Below are 21489 nucleotides of genomic sequence, written 5' to 3' on the forward strand. Positions count from 1 at the left end.
AAGACAGTTTTAAAAGTGCTTAGAAAAACTATCTTTGAGGAGAAATCTATATTTTTTTAAATGAAATCTTTGAAAAGAAATATTCTTATTACCGGTGGTGCCGGTTTTATAGGCTCTCATGTAGTTCGTCTTTTTGTAAATAAATATCCTAATTATCAGATCTTTAATTTAGATGCCTTAACCTATGCCGGCAATCTTGAAAACATTAAAGATATTGAGAATGCCGAAAATTATCATTTCCTAAAAGCTGATATTACTGATGCTGATAAAGTAAAATCGCTTTTTCAGGAATATAAATTTGATAGTGTAATTCATCTTGCAGCAGAATCTCACGTAGACCGGTCAATTTCCAATCCGAAAATATTCGTAGAAACCAATATTACCGGCACTCTAAATTTAATGGAAGCCGCCTTAGGAATCTGGAAAGAAAATCTGGAAGATAAATTATTTTACCATATAAGTACCGATGAAGTTTACGGCACTCTTGGAGAAATAGGCTTATTTACTGAAACCACTCCTTATGCGCCAAATTCCCCTTATTCTGCTTCCAAAGCAGCTTCAGATCATTTTGTAAGAGCCTATGGAGAGACTTATAATTTGCCCTATGTAATTTCCAATTGCTCCAATAATTACGGGCCAAATCAATTTCCAGAGAAACTTATCCCGTTATTCATCAATAATATTATTGAGAATAAATCATTACCGGTTTACGGAGACGGAAAGTACACGCGAGATTGGTTGTATGTTATAGATCACGCCAGGGCTATTGATTTAGTATTTCACAAAGGCAAAATTAAAGAAACCTACAATATCGGCGGATTTAACGAATGGCAGAATATTGATCTAATCAGGTTGTTATGTAGCATTTTGGATAAAAAACTGGGTAGGAGTGAAGGAGCATCTGAAGCCTTAATTACTTTTATCAAAGATCGTCCCGGCCACGATAAACGTTATGCAATTGATGCCAGTAAAATTAATAAGGAACTGGGGTGGAAACCCTCGGTAACTTTTGAAGAAGGTTTGATGAAAACAGTAGCTTGGTATTTAAATAATCCCGATTGGATAGAATCCGTTGGTTCGGGAAGTTATAAGGAGTATTATAAAGAGCAGTATTTATGAAAGGAATTATTCTAGCCGGGGGAACCGGTTCACGCTTATATCCACTTACTAAAAGCGTTTCAAAACAATTGCTGGCGGTTTATGATAAACCAATGATTTATTATCCGTTGTCTGTTTTAATGCTGGCGGGTATAAGGGAAATCCTTATTATTTCCATTCCCGAAGATCTTCCTAATTTTCAAAAACTGCTAGGCGATGGAAAAGCCTGGGGGCTTGATTTGTCTTATGAGGAGCAACCAAAACCAAATGGTTTAGCTGAAGCTTTTATTATCGGAGAGAATTTTATAGGAAGCGAGGACGTATGCCTTGTTTTAGGAGATAATATCTTTTACGGGCAGGGATTTAGCGGTTTACTGGAGAATGCGGTTAGAAACTGTAAAGAATCGGGCCAGGCTACTGTATTTGGATATTACGTAAATGATCCAAAAAGATATGGGGTTGTAGATTTTGATGAAACGGGGAATGCACTAAGCATAGAAGAAAAACCGGAAAAACCCAAAAGTCATTTTGCGGTAACCGGACTCTACTTTTATCCTAATTCTGTTATTGAAATCGCCAAAAAATGTGAGCCAAGCGAGAGGGGAGAGTTGGAAATCACGAGTATCAATCAGGCTTATTTAGATCAAAAAGAATTAAAGGTAGAAATTATGGGCCGCGGTTACGCCTGGCTGGATACCGGCACCCATGATTCTATGCTGGAAGCTTCTAATTTTGTACAAACTATAGAAAAAAGACAGGGTTTAAAAATTGCCTGTCCTGAGGAAATCGCTTTCAGAAAAAAGTATATAGATAAAGCTCAATTACAGAAACTGGCTGTGGAGCTTGAGAAAAGTGAATACGGGAAATATTTATTGAATTTGGTAAGATGAGCTAGTATATGCCATATTGAATTACCCTGCACTATTGGTTTTTTTTGTAAGAAAACCTTTAAAATCTTCATTTAGTCTAATAGAAGTCTATTGATTATGTCTTTTTCAATTAAGATATTCTGATTTTTATTTAGTTAAATCTTTTATTCTATTGTATTTCACAAAGAAAATAAGTCTTGAATTAGAATTTTAAAAATTTCAATATTTAAAACCCTATTAATTCGATAGACTAATGGGAAATATTATATTTGCGAAGTAATTATAGTATTGCCAATTAGTAAATGTATGAATAGCGAAGTTCAAAATAATGTTTCACAGGATTTCCTTGTGGCAATAAAAGCCGCTGTAAAAGCGGGCTTAGAAATAATGAGTGTTTACGAAAATGGTAATTTTCATGTTGAGCTTAAAGATGATGATTCACCAGTGACACTCGCTGATAAATCGGCTAATGATATAATAAATAAATATTTACAACCTACTGGGATACCTATAATCAGTGAAGAAAATGAAGAAATTGCTTTTTCTGAAAGAAAAAAATGGAATAAATGCTGGATAGTAGATCCATTAGATGGTACCAAAGAATTTATAAAAAAGAGCGGTGAATTTACAGTGAATATTGCCCTTGTTGAGAATAACCTGCCGGTTTTTGGGGTGATCTATATTCCGGTAAGTAAAGAGCTTTATTATGGGGATGTTAAAGAAGAAAAATCTTTTAAGATTCTGATTAATAATGAAAATGATATTGAAGGTTTGATAAATAAGGCACAGGAAATCTCTCCAGGTTTTGTTGAAAAAACTATTAAAGTGGCAGGGAGTAGATCTCATATTAATAAAGAGACGCTTAGCTTCATTGAATCGATTAAAGAAAAATATGAGCAGCAGGTTAATGTAATTCCAAAAGGAAGTTCTCTTAAATTTTGCCTGATGGCCGAAGGACTTATAGATGTTTATCCAAGGTTAGGACCAACTATGGAATGGGATACGGCCGCCGGTCACGCTATTTGCAAAGCTGTTGGGTTAAAAGTAATTGATAAACAAACGGGGAAAGAAATGGTTTATAATAGAAAAGTATTGTTGAATAATTCCTTTGTAGTTTCAAATCTAGCCTAAGAAATTTAATTAAACAATGCAGGTTCTTTGGAAATTGTAATGGAAATGCGTTTATGTTATCTTCACAAAATATTTAGTGTAATCAGCGGCGAAATCGAATGGTTTTTTCTGTTGAAAATTTAGAAAAGATAATATGAGCAATATCCAAACATTTAATTTTTCCATGGGTAGAAAAGAGCGTAATAGGTTAAATAGTCATACTTCGTTAGTAGTTTGGTTTACTGGCCTATCTGGGTCGGGAAAATCCACCCTGGCAAATATGGTTGAGAAACTACTTTATGAAGCAAAAGTTAGGACTTTTATTTTAGATGGAGATAGTCTAAGAAAAGGATTAAATAAAGAACTGAATTTTAGCAATAAAGAAAGGGAAGAAAATCTTAGGGTGGCAGCTGAAGTAGCCAAGATTTTGGTTAATTCCGGCTCTGTAGTGTTGGCTTCCTTTATTAGTCCGAAACAAACTAATAGGGATATGGTGAAAGAGATCATTGGAAAGGATGATTTTATAGAGGTTTTTGTAAATACAAGTTTAGAAACTTGTGAAAAGCGAGATGTAAAGGGATTGTATAAAAAGGCAAGAGCGGGAGAAATTAAAAATTTTACGGGAATAGATGCAGTATATGAGAAACCTGTGAATCCTGATATTGAAATAAATACTGAAAAGGAAAATCTGGAAGAAGCAGCTCAAAGAATTTTGAAACTGCTTCAAAAGAAACTTGAATTAAAGTAAAATGAGCAAATATTATTTAAATTATTTAGACGAGTTAGAGTCAGAAGCAATCTATATATTAAGAGAGGTTTGGGCACAGTTTGAGAATCCTGTAATCTTATTTTCAGGAGGAAAAGATTCAATTTTAGTGACCCACTTAGCAAAAAAGGCTTTTTATCCCAGTAAAATTCCATTTGCTTTAATGCATGTAGATACCGGGCATAATTTTCCGGAAACCATTCAGTTTCGAAATGATTTAGTTGAAAAACTTGGCGTAAAATTAATTGTGGGTTCTGTTCAGGATTCTATAGATCAGGGCCGGGTTGCCGAAGAAAAAGGTAAAAATGCTACTCGAAACGCACTTCAAATCACCACTTTACTTGACGCTATTGAAGAAAATAAAGTAGACTGTGCTATTGGCGGAGGAAGAAGGGATGAAGAAAAAGCACGGGCCAAAGAACGTTTCTTTAGTCATCGTGACGATTTTGGACAGTGGGATCCTAAAAACCAGCGTCCTGAACTTTGGAACCTGCTAAATGGAAAGCATTTTGAAGGCGAGCACTTCAGGGCTTTTCCTATAAGTAACTGGACTGAAATGGATGTTTGGAACTATATTAAAAGAGAGAATATTAGTATTCCTTCTTTGTATTTTGCTCACGAACGGGAAGTTGTTTTCAGAAGTAACTCCTGGATTCCTGTTTCAGAATATTTAAAGCTGGAAGAAGGAGAAAAAGTAGAGAAAAAGAAAATCAGGTTTAGAACCCTGGGAGATATTACTATTACTGGTGGAATAGAATCTGATGCCGACACCCTTGAAAAAATTGCACTTGAAGTTTCTGCAATGCGAAAAACGGAGCGAGGTGATCGTTCAGATGACAAACGTTCTGAAACTGCAATGGAAGACAGAAAAAAACAGGGTTACTTTTAATTAAACGTCACCCAGAACTTGTTTCAGGGTCTAACTATTCAGATATGTCATTCATAAGAAAGTACTGATGACATCTTTAATTAGAAATAAAATGGAAATAAATAACAACCAACTTTTAAGATTTACCACGGCCGGGAGTGTAGATGACGGGAAAAGCACTTTAATCGGGCGGCTTTTATATGATTCCAAGTCGATTTTTGAAGATCAACTTGATTCAATAACGGCGACAAGCGCAAAAAAAGGACATGATGGTATTGATATGGCGCTGTTTACCGATGGTCTAAGAGACGAAAGGGAACAAGGTATAACCATAGATGTAGCCTACCGTTATTTTACCACACCCAAGCGAAAATTTATTATTGCGGATACCCCCGGGCATATTCAGTATACAAGAAATATGGTTACGGGAGCCTCAACAGCAAATGCCGCGGTTATTTTAATAGATGCCCGGCACGGGGTAATTGAGCAAACCAAGCGCCATTCTTTTATTGCTTCTTTATTGAATATCCCGCATCTTATTGTATGCATCAATAAAATGGACCTGGTAGATTATTCAGAAGAGGTATATAATAAAATTATAGGACAGTTTGAAGAATTTTCTTCCAAACTATTGATGAAAGATGTTCGTTTTATTCCTATTAGTGCGCTTTTGGGTGATAATTTGGTAAACCGCTCAAAAAATATGGACTGGTACCAGGAAGGTACTTTGCTAAGCACGCTGGAAAACCTTCATATAAGCAGTGATATAAATAAAATAGACGCTCGTTTTGCTGTACAAACTGTTTTAAGACCTCAAAATGAAGAATTCCGGGATTACCGCGGTTATGCCGGGCGAATCGCTAGCGGAATTTATAGGGTGGGTGATGAAGTAGCAGTATTGCCATCAGGCTTTCAATCAAAAATCAAATCCATTAATGCCGGGGAGCATGAAGTTCAGGAGGCTTATGCACCCATGAGTATTTCAATGACCCTGGAAGATGATAAAGATGTAAGCCGGGGAAATATGATTGTGAGAAAAAATAACCAGCCCGAAATGGAACAGGAATTTGATGTTATGCTATGCTGGTTGAATAATGACTCTGCTAAACCAAGAGCGAAATATACAATAGTGCACACCTCTCACGAGGAGCGTGCACTAATCAAAGAGGTGGTATATAAAATGGACATCAATACTTTTGAAAGGGATAAGACTGGTCAGGACCTGGCTATGAGCGATATTGCCAGGGTTAAAATAAGAACTACCAGAAGGATGATGTTGGATACTTATCGCGAAAACCGAAATACAGGAAGTATTATTTTAATAGATGAAAATACAAATGAAACCGTTGCGGCTGGGATGGTTGTTTAAAGTTTCCGTAAACAGTTCACTCTTGTACTTTTTTAAAAAAGTTCACTAGTACTTTGATTTACTGAAAGTTGAAGGGCCGTGAATTATCAATCTTTTCTTATAAATAGCGAAGAGTGCAGTCTGAACTGACGATTTTTATGCAATTGATAAAAAAATAGGAGTCTTCGATAATATACTTCTATAAATTGAAAAAAATATGCTGGAGCTGCCAACCTTAAAAAGATTCTGGTTGCTAATATTAACAACATTTTTAACGTTTTTAAAGCTTTAAGGTTTCTTTAGCAATAGCCTCATAAAGAAATTCTATCTTTGCGGCCGATAAAAAGGTAATTTAATTTTTCAAATGACTGAATTTCAGCAAAGATTAGAAGAAAAAAAAATATTAGTGACTGGTGGGGCGGGTTTTATAGGTTCAAACCTATGTGAAACCCTGATAAATTTAAATGCTAAAGTTGTTTGCCTGGATAATTTTGCTACCGGTCACAAGCATAATCTTGATGCCTTCGAAAATCACGAGAATTTTCAATTAATTGAAGGGGATATTCGTAACCTTGAAACTTGTCATAAGGCGTGTGAAAATGTAGATTATGTATTACACGAAGCAGCCTTAGGTTCTGTACCGCGGTCTTTGGCCGACCCTATTATCAGTAATGAAGTTAATATTTCTGGATTTTTAAATATGCTGGTGGCTGCTAGAGATGCCGGTGTAAAAAGATTTGTTTATGCTGCAAGTTCTTCTACGTATGGAGATTCAGAAAAACTACCTAAAGTAGAAGAGGAAATAGGGAAGCCACTTTCACCCTACGCAATTACAAAATATGTAAACGAATTATATGCCGATATTTTTCAGGAGGTATATAAATTAGACACTATAGGACTAAGGTATTTTAATGTTTTCGGAAGAAAGCAGGATCCAAATGGAGCTTATGCCGCCGTTATTCCAAAGTTCGTGATGCAATTTATGAAGCACGAAAGCCCGGTGATAAATGGCGACGGAACTTATTCCCGTGATTTTACCTATATTGATAATGTAATTCAAATGAATTTAAGGGCAATAACATCTGAAAATGAAAAAGCCGTAAATGAAGTTTATAATACGGCTGTTGGGGATAGAACCAATTTGGTAGAACTTACTCAACTATTGAAAAAGCATCTTTCTGAATTTGATCCTGAGATTGCTAAGGTTGAAGTAAAACACGGTCCTAATAGAGCTGGGGATATTCCGCATTCTTTAGCTTCGGTAGAAAAAGCAAAGGAATTATTGGGCTATAATCCAAGTCACCGAATTGATGATGGTTTAAAGGAAGCTGTTTCTTGGTATTGGAGAAATTTAGACCCTGATGCTCAAAAATAAATCAAAGCTTAATTAGTTATGAATTTAAACTTCAATTTTATTCCCAATTAATAATTGAAAAATGATCAATAAAAAATTAGCCATTATAGGCCTTGGATATGTTGGCTTGCCTTTAGCAAGATTATTTGCAACTAAATATCCCGTAGTTGGATTTGATATCAATAAAGCCAGAGTGAAAGAACTAATGAGTGGACATGATTCTACTTTAGAGGTGGAAGACGGTGTGCTTCAGTCTGCATTGGTTGAAAAGGAGAATTTAGAAAAGGAAAATGGTCTGTATTGTTCGACAGAACTTGAAGATATCGCAGATTGTAATTATTATATTATTACCGTTCCCACGCCGGTAGACAAAAATAACCGTCCCGACCTTACTCCGCTTTATAGAAGCAGTGAAACCGTGGCTAAAGTCCTTAATAAAGGGGATGTAGTTATTTATGAATCTACAGTTTATCCAGGTGTAACAGAAGATGAGTGTGTTCCGGTGTTGGAGAAACACAGTGGGCTGAAATTCAACGAAGATTTCTTTGTGGGTTATTCCCCGGAAAGAATAAACCCGGGAGATAAAGAACATACGGTTGATAAAATATTAAAAGTTACGGCTGGCTCTACTCCTGAAATTGGAAAAAAGGTTAATGAACTTTATGCCGAAGTAATCACCGCCGGAACTCACCTGGCGCCTAGTATTAAAGTAGCTGAAGCAGCGAAGGTTATAGAGAATTCACAAAGGGATATTAATATTGCTTTTGTAAACGAGCTTGCAAAGATCTTTAATATGATGGGCATAGATACCCAAGATGTTTTGGAAGCTGCCGGTACCAAATGGAATTTCCTTCCGTTCAAACCCGGACTTGTTGGTGGGCATTGTATTGGGGTAGATCCATATTATCTTGCTCAAAAGGCCCAGGAAATTGGTTACCATCCTGAGATTATCTTAGCAGGGAGGAGAATGAATGACTCTATGGGGCAATATGTAGCTTCAGAAATAGTTAAACTTATGTTGCAAAATGACCAAAAGGTCAAAGGTGCAAATATTCTTGTAATGGGGATCACCTTTAAGGAGAATTGTCCCGATGTAAGAAACACTAAGGTCGTAGATGTTATAAAGAACCTGAAGGAGTATGGAACCAATGTGACGATTTATGATCCGCTTGCTAATCCGGAGGAAGTTAAACACGAATACGGACTTACAACTGTAAAAGAAATACCTTGCGAAAAATATGAAGCTGTGGTTTTAGCCGTGGCGCATAAAGAATTTTTAGAATTGGATCTTGATCAATTGAAAAACGGAAATACCGTTGTTTATGATGTGAAAGGTGTTCTAGGAGATAGATGTGATAAGAAGTTGTAATGATGTGATGGAGTGACGATGTAAAGAAGTGATCTTGTGGTAGAATTTAGTTTTGTAACCTTTAAATTTTAATATAGTGAAATCACACAAAGATCTCACTGTTTATAAGACAAGTATTGACCTGGTTATAGATATTTATCAACTAAGCCAGAATTTTCCGGATTCTGAAAAATTTGGATTAACGAGTCAGATAAGAAGAGCTTCAGTTTCCATTCCATCTAATATTTCTGAAGGAGCTGCAAGGAGTAGTAAAAAGGAATTTATTAGGTTTCTTTATATCGCTTTGGGTTCCGTGGCAGAAATAGAAACTCAGCTTGAGATTGCATATAGATTGAAGTTTATAAAAGACACTCCAGAAGTTGTGGAGAAAATAATATATATCAGAAGAATGATTCTGAAATTAATACAAAGTTTGAAGGAGTAATGTTGTGAAGTAGTAACGAAGTGAAGCAGTTGTAGCAAACAATTACCTGTTTAGAAGATATAAAATACTAATGACACAAATTAAAAACATCTGTTGCATAGGAGCTGGATACGTAGGCGGGCCTACAATGGCGGTAATCGCTCAAAAATGTCCTGAAATAAACGTAACCGTGGTAGATATAAATGAGGAGAGAATAAAAGCCTGGAATGATGAAGATGTAGAGAATATTCCAATTTATGAACCAGGTTTATCGAATGTAGTAAAAGAAGCTCGCGATAGAAATTTATTTTTTTCTACTGATGTTGATGCAGCAATCGATAAGGCCGATATGATCTTTATTTCGGTGAATACGCCAACCAAAACTTATGGTATTGGGAAAGGAATGGCTGCCGATCTTAAATATATAGAACTTTGTGCGCGACAGATAGCAAGAGTTTCTAAGACCGACAAAATAGTAGTAGAGAAATCTACTTTACCGGTTCGTACAGCAGAAGCTTTAAAAAATATTCTTGATAATACAGGGAACGGTGTAAATTACCAAATTCTTTCCAATCCTGAATTTTTAGCAGAAGGTACCGCGGTAGATGATTTGATGAATCCGGATCGTGTGCTTATAGGAGGTGATATTGATACTACTGAAGGGAAAAAAGCGGTAGATGCTTTAGTAGATGTTTATGCGCATTGGGTGCCAAGAGAAAAATTATTAACTACGAATGTTTGGTCTTCTGAATTATCTAAGCTTACCGCAAACGCCTTTTTAGCGCAACGAGTTTCCAGTATAAACGCAATGAGTGAATTATGTGAGAAAACCGGTGCAGATGTGAACGAAGTTTCTAAAGCTGTAGGGATGGATTCCAGGATTGGTTCAAAATTTCTCAAATCTTCAGTAGGTTTTGGAGGTTCCTGTTTTCAGAAAGATATTTTAAACCTGGTTTATATTTCTAAGTCTTTTGGTTTACACGAAGTAGCCGACTATTGGGAGCAGGTCATTCTTATGAATGATCATCAAAAAAGAAGGTTTGCCGCTAAAATTGTGCAAACCTTATTTAACACTGTTTCCGGAAAGAAAATTGCGTTACTGGGTTGGGCTTTTAAAAAAGACACCAACGATACCCGGGAATCGGCAGCCATTTATGTGGCAGACTATTTGTTGAACGAACAGGCCGAGATCGTAGTGTATGATCCGAAAGTAAAAACAGAACAGATCTATGCCGATTTAGATTATTTGAATACCCGTTCTTCAGAAGAAAATAGAGCCAGGGTAACAGTGGTAGACGGAGCTTATAAAGCGACTAAAGATGCTCACGCCATAGCGGTGTTAACTGAGTGGGATGAATTTAAAGAATTAGACTGGCAAAAAATATATGAAGGAATGCTAAAACCTGCCTTTTTGTTTGATGGAAGAAGGTTGTTGGACAGAAAAACTAAAGAGAATATTGGGTTTGAGTTTTATGCAATTGGTAGCTAGTTAAAAACTAAATAAAATAGATGTTAAGTTTTGTTTAGGACTAGGATTACAGTAATAAAGCTATAAATTTGCCGGTTTAAAAATTAAGAATGAAAGAGGTTTATAAAATTGCAATTAATGCAGCCATTGAGAGTGGTCATAAAATCATGGAAATCTATAAGACTGAAGACTTTCAAGTGGAATCAAAATCAGATGAATCACCGCTCACTATTGCAGATAAAAGTGCTAACAATATTATCAATAAGTTTTTAAGACCTACCGGGATTCCTATTATAAGTGAGGAAAATAAACAGCTTGAGTTTTCAGAAAGAAAAGATTGGAATAAATGCTGGATTGTTGATCCTTTAGATGGAACAAAAGAATTTATTAAAAGGAATGGGGAGTTCACAGTTAATATATCATTGATTGAAAACCAGAAACCTGTTTTTGGGGTTATATATGTGCCTGCTAAGAATGAGCTTTACTTCGGAGATGTGCTAAGTCAAGAAAGCTTTAAAGGTGTTATTAATATCGGAGAGTTTCTTTTCCAAAAATCTAATTTTAATCCAATTACTCCCGCTTTAGTTGGAGATAAAATAAAAGTTGTGGGTAGTCGTTCTCATATGAATCAAGATACGCTAGATTATATTGAGAACCTTGAAAATGAGTATAATAAAGAGGTAGAAATAGTTTCTAAGGGAAGTTCCTTAAAGTTTTGCCTGCTAGCTGAAGGCAAGGCGGATGTTTACCCAAGATTTGCACCCACCATGGAATGGGACACCGCAGCTGGACATGCTATTTGTAAGGCTGTAGGTTTAAATGTTATTGATAAAGAAACTTCAGAAGAATTGAAATATAACAGAGAAAATTTGTTGAATAATTATTTCCTGATATCTAATCTTGGATAAATCTTATAAAAGACATATTGCTAAAAGCATTACCTGGAGAATTATCGGTACAATAGATACAATTCTTTTGGCTTGGTTGATTTCCGGGGATCCCTTAACCGGTTTACAAATTGGTTTTGCAGAGGTGGTTACTAAAATGCTTTTTTATTACCTGCACGAAAGAGTATGGTTTAAAATTAGAGCGGGAATCACTAAAAATGGGGATAGCAAAAAACGTCATATTGCTAAGACAGTAACCTGGAGAATTGTAGGAACCCTTGATACTATGATTCTTGCTTGGATAATCTCGGGTAATCCTGTGGTGGGACTAAAGGTTGGCGGAGCCGAAGTGGTTACGAAAATGATATTATATTATTTTCATGAAAGGGGGTGGTATAAGATAGATTATGGCCTCGAGAAACGAAAAGAAAGAAAAAGGGAGTTACAGGAACAAACTGTTAATGAATAGTAATAATATGGATAATATCATTCCACATGATTTTTACATCGGAAAAACCGATAGAAATAAACTTAATGGCCACGATTCTTGTGTAGTGTGGTTTACCGGTCTATCAGGCTCTGGGAAGTCCACGATTGCGAATCTTGTTGAAAATGAATTATTTAAAAAGGGAATCAAAACCTTTTCGTTAGATGGAGATAATATTCGAAAAGGATTAAATAATAATCTTGGTTTTAGCGCTGAAGATAGACATGAAAATCTTCGAAGAATTGCGGAAGTTGCAAAACTCTTTGTAGAATCAGGATCTGTAATAATTGCCTCATTTATTTCTCCTTTAGAAAAAGACAGGGAAATGATTAAGGGTATTATAGGTAGAAGTAATTATATAGAGGTTTTTGTAAATACATCATTGGAGGAATGTGAACGTCGTGATGTAAAAGGTTTGTATAAAAAAGCCCGTGCAGGGGAGATTAAAAATTTCACGGGCATTGATGCGCCTTATGAAAATCCTGTGAATCCGGATATCGAGATAAATACAGAAAAAGAAAGTTTAGAGGAAGCTACCCATAGAATTTTTAAACTGCTTCAAAAGAAACTTGAAATAAAGTAAGATGAGTAAATATTATTTAAACTATTTAGACGAATTAGAATCGGAAGCGATCTATATTTTGCGTGAAGTTTGGGCGCAATTTGAGAATCCTGTCATCCTTTTTTCGGGAGGGAAAGATTCTATTTTAGTGACGCATTTGGCAAAAAAGGCCTTTTACCCCAGTAAAATTCCTTTTACCCTGATGCATGTTGATACCGGGCATAATTTCCCTGAGACCATTGAATTTCGCAATGATTTAGTTGAAAAACTGGGCGTTAAATTAATAGTGGGCTCTGTTCAGGAATCTATAGACCAGGGACGTGTAGCCGAAGAAAGAGGGAAGAATGCCACGCGAAACGCTTTGCAAATCACCACGCTGCTGGATGCTATAGAAGAGAATAAGATAGATTGCGCCATTGGAGGCGGAAGAAGGGATGAAGAGAAAGCCCGTGCTAAAGAACGGTTTTTTAGCCATCGCGACGATTTTGGGCAATGGGACCCTAAAAACCAGCGTCCGGAGTTATGGAACCTACTCAATGGAAAACATTTTGAAGGCGAACACTTTAGAGCGTTCCCAATTAGTAACTGGACTGAAATGGATGTTTGGAATTATATCAAAAGGGAAAATATTAGTATTCCTTCCTTATATTTTGCGCATGAGCGTGAGGTGGTCTTTCGTAGTAATTCCTGGATCCCGGTTTCTGAATACTTGAAACTTGAGGAAGGTGAAAAGATAGAAAAAAAGAAGATCAGGTTTAGAACCCTTGGCGATATTACCATTACCGGTGGTATAGAATCTGATGCCGATACGCTTGATAAGATAGCCCTGGAAGTTTCGGCTATGCGGAAAACCGAAAGAGGAGATAGATCAGATGATAAACGTAGTGAAACCGCTATGGAAGATAGAAAAAAGCAGGGGTATTTTTAACATGAGGCTATAGGCTTTATGCAATAAGCTATAGCAGCTACTGTCAATAATGAGAGATTTTAAGAAATATGATGTTTGGAAATTAAGTCATGATTTGACTTTGCGTGTTTATAAAATAACTTCTTCTTTTCCTCCTTCAGAGAGATATCAATTAATTTCTCAAATGCAGCGAGCTGCTTACTCAATACCTTCTAATTTTAGTGAAGGTTGTGGAAGAGGTTCAGACAAAGACTTTAATAGGTTTGTGCAGATTTCACTTGGTTCAGCTCATGAATTAGAATACTTTTTCATACTGAGCAAAGACTTAAAATTTATTGATGAGCGAACATTTGAGGTTTGTTTTGATGAGGTCAATGAAATAAAGAAAAAATTATACAGATTAAGTCAAAGATTACAGTGATATTTTATATATCAAAGACTTTAATCGACAACTAAAATACATTTTTGGCCTAAAGCTTAAAGCCTGAGGCCTAAAGCATAAAAAACATGGAGATAAATAACAACCAACTACTAAGATTTACAACTGCCGGGAGTGTAGACGACGGAAAAAGCACCCTTATAGGTCGTTTGCTTTATGATTCAAAATCTATATTTGAAGATCAGTTGGAATCGGTAAGTAATACCAGCGCGAAAAAAGGCCATCAAGGGGTTGATTTGGCATTATTTACAGATGGACTAAAGGATGAGCGGGAACAAGGCATTACAATAGATGTGGCATACCGTTATTTTACAACGCCCAAAAGAAAGTTTATTATTGCAGACACTCCTGGTCATATTCAGTATACGAGAAATATGGTAACGGGAGCCTCAACTGCTAATGCTGCTGTGATTCTCATCGATGCACGTCATGGGGTTATTGAGCAAACAAAGAGACACTCCTTCATTGCGTCCTTACTAAATATTCCTCATTTAATTGTATGTATCAATAAAATGGATCTGGTAGACTTTTCAGAGGAAGTTTATAATAAAATTATTGGCCAGTTCGAAGAATTTTCTTCAAAACTGTTGATGAAGGATGTACGCTTTATTCCAATTAGTGCTTTAAAGGGGGATAATGTGGTAAACCGTTCTGAAAATATGAATTGGTATCAAAACGGAACTTTATTAAGTACCTTGGAGAATCTTCATATCAGCAGTGATATTAATAAGATCGATGCGCGTTTTCCAGTGCAAACTGTCTTACGGCCCCAAAGTGAGGAGTTTAGGGATTACAGAGGTTATGCAGGAAGAATTGCCAGTGGAATTTATAGGCTTGGAGATGAAGTCGCCGTATTGCCATCAGGATTTACTTCTAAGATAAAATCGATCAATGCGGGAGAGGAGGAAGTTGAAGAAGCTTATGCCCCCATGTCTGTATCGATTACTTTAGAAGATGATATAGATGTAAGCCGGGGTGATATGATCGTTAAGAAGAACAACCAACCTGAGCAAGAACAGGAGTTTGATGTAATGCTTTGCTGGTTGAACAATGATGCTATAAAACCCCGTGCAAAATACACCATATTGCATACTTCAAATGAAGAAAGGGCGATGATAAAAGAAGTAGTTTACAAGATGGATATTAACAGCTTTGAAAGAGATAGTGAGGATAAAAATCTCGAGATGAATGATATCGCCAGAGTGAAGATTAGAACTACCCGAAGATTAATGTTAGATTCATACCGGGATAACCGAAATACTGGTAGTATTATATTAATTGACGAAAACACCAACGAAACTGTTGCGGCGGGGATGGTAGTGTAACACCGTATTTTAGCGAATTCTTAGCGAATTGCATGGATTAAAGTGTTTACTGTTAGCATCATATTTAAAAATTGTTGGAACTATATTAAGATTAATTTAGGGTTTAAAACTATAGAGAAAACCTACTTTTGAAACTTAGAAATATACCGATTTGAGAAATAAAAAAATTCTTATTACCGGAGGGGCAGGCTTTATTGGCTCTCACGTAGTTCGTTTACTTGTAAATAAATATCCGAATTATAAGATTTATAATCTCGATACCCTTACGTATGCGGGCAACCTGGAAAATTTAAAAGATATTGAACGGGCTGATAATTATTCTTTTCTAAAAGCAGATATTAATGATGCTGATTTAATACATATTCTTTTTAAAGAGCATCAATTTGATAGTGTTATTCATCTTGCAGCAGAATCACATGTAGATCGGTCTATAAGTGATCCTTTAGCTTTTGTAAAGACTAATGTAATAGGGACCATGAATCTCTTAAATGCAGCCCTGGAAAACTGGAAAGATAATTTTCAGAATAAGCTTTTCTACCATATTAGTACCGATGAGGTATATGGAACCCTGGGAGAAACAGGTTTGTTTACAGAAACAACTGCTTATGATCCAAATTCCCCTTATTCGGCTTCAAAAGCCGGTTCAGATCATTTTGTAAGAGCTTATGGTGAAACTTATGGGCTTCCTTATATCATTTCTAATTGTTCCAATAATTATGGGCCTAATCAATTTCCCGAGAAACTAATCCCTTTATTTATCAATAATATTGTAAATAAAAAAGAGCTTCCGGTTTATGGAGATGGAAAATATACCAGGGACTGGCTTTTTGTGAAGGACCATGCAGAAGCTATTGATCTTGCTTTTCATAAAGGTGAAATTAAGGAAACCTATAATATTGGTGGCTTTAATGAATGGCAGAATATTGATCTGATTCAGTTGCTTTGTGAAATAATGGATAAGAAGTTAAATAGAAATGAGGGAGATTCAGCCAAATTGATAACTTATGTGAAAGATAGGCCTGGTCATGATAAACGTTATGCTATTGATGCGTCTAAAATCAATAAAGAGCTTGGATGGAAGCCTTCCGTGACCTTTGAAGAAGGTCTGGAGAAAACCATCGATTGGTATTTGGAAAATGAGGTGTGGTTAAAGAATGTGACTTCCGGTAAGTATCAGGAATATTATGATAAACAATATAATTAGTAGATTTCACGGATTAAAACGGATTTCACTGATATGGGTAAACTATTATTCGAGGAAAATACATATAAGATCATAGGGGCATGTATGAGTGTACATAAAGGATTAGGTGCCGGTTTTTTAGAATCCGTTTATCATGAAGCTTTAGAAAAAGAATTTAAAAATCAGGAGGTTGATTTTGATAGTAAAAGGAAATTGCAAGTGTATTATAATGGTGCACCTTTGCAAAAATATTTTATTGCCGACTTTATCTGTTTTGATAAAATAGTGGTTGAAATAAAAGCCGCTTCATTTTTACATAAAGACACGGAGGCGCAAACCATAAATTATCTTAAATCTACAAATTACCCCTTAGGTTTATTAATTAATTTTGGACAATCCAGTTTAACCTGGAAACGATTTATTAACACTAATTAATGACTAAATGAATCCGTGGAATCTGTTTAAATCCACGTAATCCGTATTTAACATGAAAGGAATAATATTAGCAGGAGGAAGTGGAACAAGATTATATCCTATTACTATAGCAGTGAGCAAACAATTACTGCCGGTATACGATAAGCCAATGATCTACTATCCATTATCAATTCTGATGCTTGCCGGGATCAATGAAATTCTATTTATTACCACTCCACATGATCAGGAGGCTTTTAAAAAGCTACTGGGAGATGGATCTCATTTGGGTTGCAATTTTGAATATGCTGTACAGGAAGAGCCCAATGGTTTGGCCGAAGCTTTTACTATAGGAGAGGACTTTATTGGAAATGATAAAGTAGCATTGGCCTTGGGTGATAATATTTTTTATGGAAATGGCTTTGGAAGTCTTTTGCGTAGCAAAGTTGATGTTCATGGAGCGGCAATTTTTGCTTACCCGGTAAAAGATCCACAACGCTATGGGGTGGTAGAATTTGATGAAAATAATAAGGTAATTAGCATTGAAGAAAAACCGAAAGAACCAAAATCCAGGTATGCAGTACCGGGCTTGTATTTTTACGATAACCGCGTGGTGGAATATTCAAAAAAGGTAGAGCCATCAGCTCGGGGAGAGAAAGAGATCACAGCCATTAACGAAATGTACCTCCAGGCCGGAGAGTTAGAAGTAGGGGTCATGACCCGGGGAATGAGTTGGTTTGATACCGGGACAGTAGAGTCACTTGATGATGCCACAGAGTTCATAAGGGTACTTCAAAACAGACAAAGTACTATGATTGGTTGTATTGAAGAGGTTGCCTATCAAAGAAGATTTATTTCTGAATCTGAATTAAGGCTTTTATCTAATAGATATGGCAAATCTAAATATGGAAGGTATATTAAAGAATTTACAAAAAAATAATAGATGCCTTTAAAAAAGCAAGTCCTATCCGGGGTGTTTTGGACATTTTCACAACAATTTGGGGTACAGGGAATCTCTTTCCTGGTTTCTATTATCCTGGCAAGATTGCTTCAACCGGAAGAATTTGGACTTGTAGCCATGATTGGTATTTTTATGGGGATAGGTGCCGTATTAATGGATGGAGGTTTGGGCCAGTCTTTAATTAGGACAAAGAATCCCGACCAGGAAGATTTTTCTACGGTTTTTTTTTTCAATCTTGCAGGAAGTATAATAATGTATGGGCTGGTATATCTTGCCGCGCCCCTTATAGCTGACTTTTTTGAGAGAGAAATCTTGATAAATATCACCAGGCTTTACTGTTTGATATTTGTATTCAACGCCTTTTCTGCTGTCCAGGTTACCAGGCTTACCAAGAAAATGGATTTTAAAACTCAAATGTTTATAAAAATTCCATCCCTAATTATAAGTAGCGCAGTTGGAATATTTATGGCATATTCAGGTTTTGGAGTTTGGAGTTTGGTGTGGATGGCTTTAATTCAGGCATTTTTGCAATCTGTTCAATATTGGTTATGGTCTCAATGGAGGCCTTCTTTGGTTTTTAGCAAGAAAAAGTTTAGAAATCATTTTAAGTTTGGGTTAAACCTTACTATGTCAGGACTTCTGGATGTACTTTTTACTAATGCCTATACAATTATGATAGGGAAGTTTTTCACGGCTACCCAGTTGGGATATTATAATCGGGCTGATTCTCTAAAACAATTTCCGGTTAAAAATATTGGAGTCGTTTTAGGAAAAGTAACTTATCCTTTGTTTGCATCTATCCAGGAAGATACGGTACGGCTTAAAAGGGTATATGCCAAAATAATGAAAATGGTTATTTATCTTGTAGCTCCTACCTTGATTTTTATGGCCGTGCTTGCGGAACCCTTATTCCGGTTTTTATTAACGGATAAATGGTTGCCGGCGGTTCCTTATTTTCAAATCCTATGTGTCAATGGTATACTCTATCCTATAAATGGCTATAATTTAAATATTTTAAATGTGTTAGGGCGAAGTGATCTTTTTCTTCGACTGGAGATAATTAAGAAAGCTTTAATTGTGGTCGTACTCGCAGTGTCTGTTAACTTTGGTATTTTTGCTCTTCTTTATGGCAGTGTGTTTACATCCATTATGGCTTTTTTTATCAATACTCGTTATTCAGGAAAATTTATTAATTATTCAGCCTGGGAACAAACTAAAGATTTGGCACCATATATAGGCCTTGCTCTTATTTGTGGTGCTATACTTTTTATGTTCGACTTATTAATACCAACTGCAAAAAATTATGATCTGGTTAGATTGCTTCTAGGTAGCCTTGTGGGTTGCATCTGTTATTTTGGTAGCTCGTTCCTTTTAAAAATGAGCGCAACTTCTGAATTAATACTTCTAATAAAACGAAAATGATCCCTGTAACAAAAACATTTTTCCCCCCAATTAAAGAATATCATTGCCAGGTGCAACGTATATGGGATAACCAATGGCTTACCAATCGTGGTGAATTGGTTAAGGAGCTGGAAGCTAACCTAAAAGCTGAATTGGGAGTTACAAATATAACCTTAACCACAAACGGCACCTTGCCACTTCAAATTGCCTTAAAAGTTTTGGCCGGAGGAGAGGTGATCACCACGCCTTTTAGTTATGTAGCTACAACTTCAGCCATTGTATGGGAACATTGTACGCCGGTGTTTGTAGACATCCACCCGGAGTATCTCACAATTGATGAAACTAAAATTGAGTCTGCTATAACTAAAAAAACTACGGCTATTCTGGCAACTCATGTCTTTGGAAATCCCTGTAATGTAGAAGAGATAGAAGGAATTGCGAGAAAATATAATTTAAAGGTTATTTATGATGCGGCCCATTGTTATGGAGTAAAATATAAAGGGGAAAGTATATTTAATTATGGTGATGTAAGTACTTGCAGTTTTCACGCAACCAAGTTGTTCCATACCGGGGAAGGCGGAGCAATGTTTTGCAGAGATGAAGATTTGAATCATAAACTTTTTTACAGTCATAATTTTGGCCATAATGGCCCGGAAGATTTTTATGGGGTAGGAATCAATGCCAAAATGAGTGAATTGCAAGCGGCGATGGGCTTAAGTGTACTACCCTATATGAATAAAATTTTAGAAGCTCGAAAAAAAATAGTGGATTTTTATAATGAAAACCTGGATTTTTCAAAACTTCAAAAACTAAAAATACGTGAAAGGACCAATTGGAATTATAGCTACTATCCGGTGATCTTTGAAAATGAAGCAAAACTTTTAAATGTAAAAAAAGAATTAAACGAACAGGAAATCTATCCACGTAGGTATTTTTATCCTTCTTTGAACTTGTTGGATTATGTGAATAGGGATAGAATGCCCGTTTCAGAGAACATTGCTTCTAGAGTTTTATGTTTGCCTCTTTATAAGGAATTAGAACCTGAAGTATTATTTAAAATTATTAAAAGCTTATAATGAAGAAATTATTGCTCCTAGGAGGACTTAGATATTTAATTCCTGTAATTAAGGAAGCAAAAAGTTTAGGATATTATACTATTACTTGTGATTATATACCTGAAAATATAGCTCATAAGTTTTCTGATGAATATCATAATGTTAGTATAACAGATCGAGAAGCAGTCCTAGTCCTTGCGCAGAAACTCCAAATTACAGGAATTATGTCATTTGCAGTTGATCCAGGGGTATTAACAGCTGCCTACGTAGCTGAAAAGATGGGCTTACCTGGTTGTCCGTTAAAATCAGTTGAAATTCTTCAAAACAAAGGGCTGTTTAGAGAGTTTTTAAAGGAGCACAACTTTACAGTGCCTAAGGCAAAAGCATATAAAAAGTTTTCTGAAGCTAATAATGAAATTACGGAATTCAATTTACCAGTTATTGTAAAACCTGTTGATGCAGCTGGCAGCAAGGGGGTTACTAAAGTCACCAATTTTGAAAATCTTGAATCGGCTGTAAATTATTCAAAAGAACATTCTATCACTGATACTTTTATTATTGAAGAATTTATTGAAGCAGAAGGGAACCCGTCCGATTCAGATTGTTTTTCAATTAATGGAGAATTAAAGATTGTAACTTTTTCCAATCAATATTTTAACATAGATTCAAAAAATCCTTTTACTCCCTCAGCATATAGTTGGCCTTCAATTATTAGTGAAAAAAATCAGAAGGAATTGACAAATGAATTACAGCGATTAATTAACTTATTAGGCTTACAAACGTCATTGTATAATGTGGAAGTTCGAGAGGGTAAAGATGGAAAGGCTTATATAATGGAAATGGCTCCCAGAGGTGGGGGAAATAGATTGTCTGAGATGGTAGAATATTCCACCGGTTTGAATTTAATAAAATATGCTATAAAAGCTGCGATGGGAGAAAACTTTACCATACCCCAAAGTAAATCTTATAAGGGAAATTGGACTGAATTGATTCTTTATAGTAATAGGGAAGGCAATTTTCATAAACTTGAAATAGATGAGACAGTAAAAAAATTTTTAGTAGAGGAAGATCTTTGGGTAAAAAAAGGGGGAAAGGTATACTCATTTTTAGCTGCAAACTATGCTATTGGAACTTTGGTTTTTAACTTTAATGAGAAAAAACAAGTTGATAATTTGATAGAAAATAGAGATAAATTGGTGAGAATTATTTTTAAGTGAT

At 35.7% G+C, this 21489-nt stretch carries 22 protein-coding genes; all 22 read left to right on the forward strand.

Features of this window, described 5'->3' with window-relative positions; genetic code table 11:
* The first annotated feature begins 69 nt into the window (after window positions 1–69).
* The 22 genes from rfbB (J0871_RS10145) to J0871_RS10250 all read left to right on the forward strand — a co-directional run bounded on the left by rfbB (J0871_RS10145) (window position 70) and on the right by J0871_RS10250 (window position 21488).
* Window positions 70–1119, forward strand: a complete 1050-nt coding sequence (gene rfbB, locus J0871_RS10145; protein WP_243870457.1) for a dTDP-glucose 4,6-dehydratase — start codon at window positions 70–72, stop codon at window positions 1117–1119.
* Entirely contained in the window at window positions 1116–1988 is an 873-nt protein-coding gene (gene rfbA / locus J0871_RS10150; protein WP_208225117.1) for a glucose-1-phosphate thymidylyltransferase RfbA, read from the forward strand. Before rfbB (J0871_RS10145) ends, rfbA (J0871_RS10150) begins: the two co-directional genes overlap by 4 nt.
* 285 nt (window positions 1989–2273) lie before the next feature.
* Window positions 2274–3098, forward strand: a complete 825-nt coding sequence (gene cysQ / locus J0871_RS10155) for a 3'(2'),5'-bisphosphate nucleotidase CysQ (RefSeq protein ID WP_208225118.1) — start codon at window positions 2274–2276, stop codon at window positions 3096–3098.
* Window positions 3099–3231: 133 nt separating this feature from the next.
* The gene (cysC, locus tag J0871_RS10160) at window positions 3232–3825 is read left to right on the forward strand and encodes an adenylyl-sulfate kinase (RefSeq protein ID WP_208225119.1); all 594 of its coding nucleotides are present in this window, start codon (window positions 3232–3234) and stop codon (window positions 3823–3825) included.
* Window position 3826: 1 nt separating this feature from the next.
* Window positions 3827–4732: a sulfate adenylyltransferase subunit CysD gene (cysD, locus tag J0871_RS10165; RefSeq protein WP_208225120.1), complete on the forward strand. Its 906-nt coding sequence runs from the start codon at window positions 3827–3829 to the stop codon at window positions 4730–4732.
* A 91-nt stretch (window positions 4733–4823) separates the two neighbouring features.
* Entirely contained in the window at window positions 4824–6080 is a 1257-nt protein-coding gene (locus J0871_RS10170; protein WP_208225121.1) for a GTP-binding protein, read from the forward strand.
* A 343-nt stretch (window positions 6081–6423) separates the two neighbouring features.
* On the forward strand, window positions 6424–7434 hold the full coding sequence (locus J0871_RS10175; protein ID WP_208225122.1) for an SDR family oxidoreductase: 1011 nt from the start codon (window positions 6424–6426) through the stop codon (window positions 7432–7434).
* A gap of 61 nt (window positions 7435–7495) precedes the next feature.
* Window positions 7496–8782 carry a nucleotide sugar dehydrogenase gene (locus tag J0871_RS10180; protein WP_208225123.1) on the forward strand — a complete coding sequence of 429 codons (1287 nt, stop codon included), beginning with the start codon at window positions 7496–7498 and terminating at the stop codon, window positions 8780–8782.
* A 76-nt stretch (window positions 8783–8858) separates the two neighbouring features.
* On the forward strand, window positions 8859–9206 hold the full coding sequence (locus J0871_RS10185; protein ID WP_208225124.1) for a four helix bundle protein: 348 nt from the start codon (window positions 8859–8861) through the stop codon (window positions 9204–9206).
* Between the two features lie 70 nt (window positions 9207–9276).
* A complete protein-coding gene (locus J0871_RS10190) occupies window positions 9277–10674 on the forward strand; it encodes a UDP-glucose 6-dehydrogenase (protein ID WP_208225125.1) in 1398 nt (465 codons plus the stop codon).
* Between the two features lie 89 nt (window positions 10675–10763).
* Window positions 10764–11561, forward strand: coding sequence for a 3'(2'),5'-bisphosphate nucleotidase CysQ (gene cysQ / locus J0871_RS10195; protein ID WP_208225126.1), 798 nt, complete (start codon window positions 10764–10766; stop codon window positions 11559–11561).
* Window positions 11551–12009, forward strand: coding sequence for a DUF2061 domain-containing protein (locus J0871_RS10200; protein ID WP_208225209.1), 459 nt, complete (start codon window positions 11551–11553; stop codon window positions 12007–12009). The genes cysQ (J0871_RS10195) and J0871_RS10200 overlap by 11 nt, the downstream gene beginning before the upstream one ends.
* Window positions 12002–12610 carry an adenylyl-sulfate kinase gene (cysC, locus tag J0871_RS10205; RefSeq protein ID WP_243870459.1) on the forward strand — a complete coding sequence of 203 codons (609 nt, stop codon included), beginning with the start codon at window positions 12002–12004 and terminating at the stop codon, window positions 12608–12610. The genes J0871_RS10200 and cysC (J0871_RS10205) overlap by 8 nt, the downstream gene beginning before the upstream one ends.
* 1 nt (window position 12611) lies before the next feature.
* Entirely contained in the window at window positions 12612–13517 is a 906-nt protein-coding gene (cysD, locus tag J0871_RS10210) for a sulfate adenylyltransferase subunit CysD (RefSeq protein ID WP_208225127.1), read from the forward strand.
* Between the two features lie 49 nt (window positions 13518–13566).
* Window positions 13567–13917: a four helix bundle protein gene (locus J0871_RS10215; RefSeq protein ID WP_208225128.1), complete on the forward strand. Its 351-nt coding sequence runs from the start codon at window positions 13567–13569 to the stop codon at window positions 13915–13917.
* A gap of 86 nt (window positions 13918–14003) precedes the next feature.
* Window positions 14004–15260 (forward strand): GTP-binding protein, encoded by a 1257-nt coding sequence (locus J0871_RS10220; RefSeq protein ID WP_208225129.1) that lies wholly within the window; start codon window positions 14004–14006, stop codon window positions 15258–15260.
* A gap of 151 nt (window positions 15261–15411) precedes the next feature.
* On the forward strand, window positions 15412–16464 hold the full coding sequence (gene rfbB, locus J0871_RS10225) for a dTDP-glucose 4,6-dehydratase (RefSeq protein WP_208225130.1): 1053 nt from the start codon (window positions 15412–15414) through the stop codon (window positions 16462–16464).
* A gap of 33 nt (window positions 16465–16497) precedes the next feature.
* Window positions 16498–16878 carry a GxxExxY protein gene (locus J0871_RS10230; RefSeq protein ID WP_208225131.1) on the forward strand — a complete coding sequence of 127 codons (381 nt, stop codon included), beginning with the start codon at window positions 16498–16500 and terminating at the stop codon, window positions 16876–16878.
* Window positions 16879–16930: 52 nt separating this feature from the next.
* On the forward strand, window positions 16931–17794 hold the full coding sequence (rfbA, locus tag J0871_RS10235; protein ID WP_208225132.1) for a glucose-1-phosphate thymidylyltransferase RfbA: 864 nt from the start codon (window positions 16931–16933) through the stop codon (window positions 17792–17794).
* 3 nt (window positions 17795–17797) lie between these two features.
* Complete coding sequence (locus tag J0871_RS10240; RefSeq protein ID WP_208225133.1) at window positions 17798–19237, forward strand: lipopolysaccharide biosynthesis protein; 1440 nt, start codon at window positions 17798–17800, stop codon at window positions 19235–19237.
* Entirely contained in the window at window positions 19234–20292 is a 1059-nt protein-coding gene (locus J0871_RS10245) for a DegT/DnrJ/EryC1/StrS family aminotransferase (protein WP_208225134.1), read from the forward strand. The genes J0871_RS10240 and J0871_RS10245 overlap by 4 nt, the downstream gene beginning before the upstream one ends.
* Window positions 20292–21488 (forward strand): ATP-grasp domain-containing protein, encoded by a 1197-nt coding sequence (locus J0871_RS10250; RefSeq protein WP_208225135.1) that lies wholly within the window; start codon window positions 20292–20294, stop codon window positions 21486–21488. The genes J0871_RS10245 and J0871_RS10250 overlap by 1 nt, the downstream gene beginning before the upstream one ends.
* The last annotated feature ends 1 nt before the right edge of the window (window position 21489 follow it).

Origin of the sequence: Salegentibacter sp. BDJ18 (genome assembly GCF_017579965.1) — a bacterium.
GTDB lineage: Bacteria > Bacteroidota > Bacteroidia > Flavobacteriales > Flavobacteriaceae > Salegentibacter.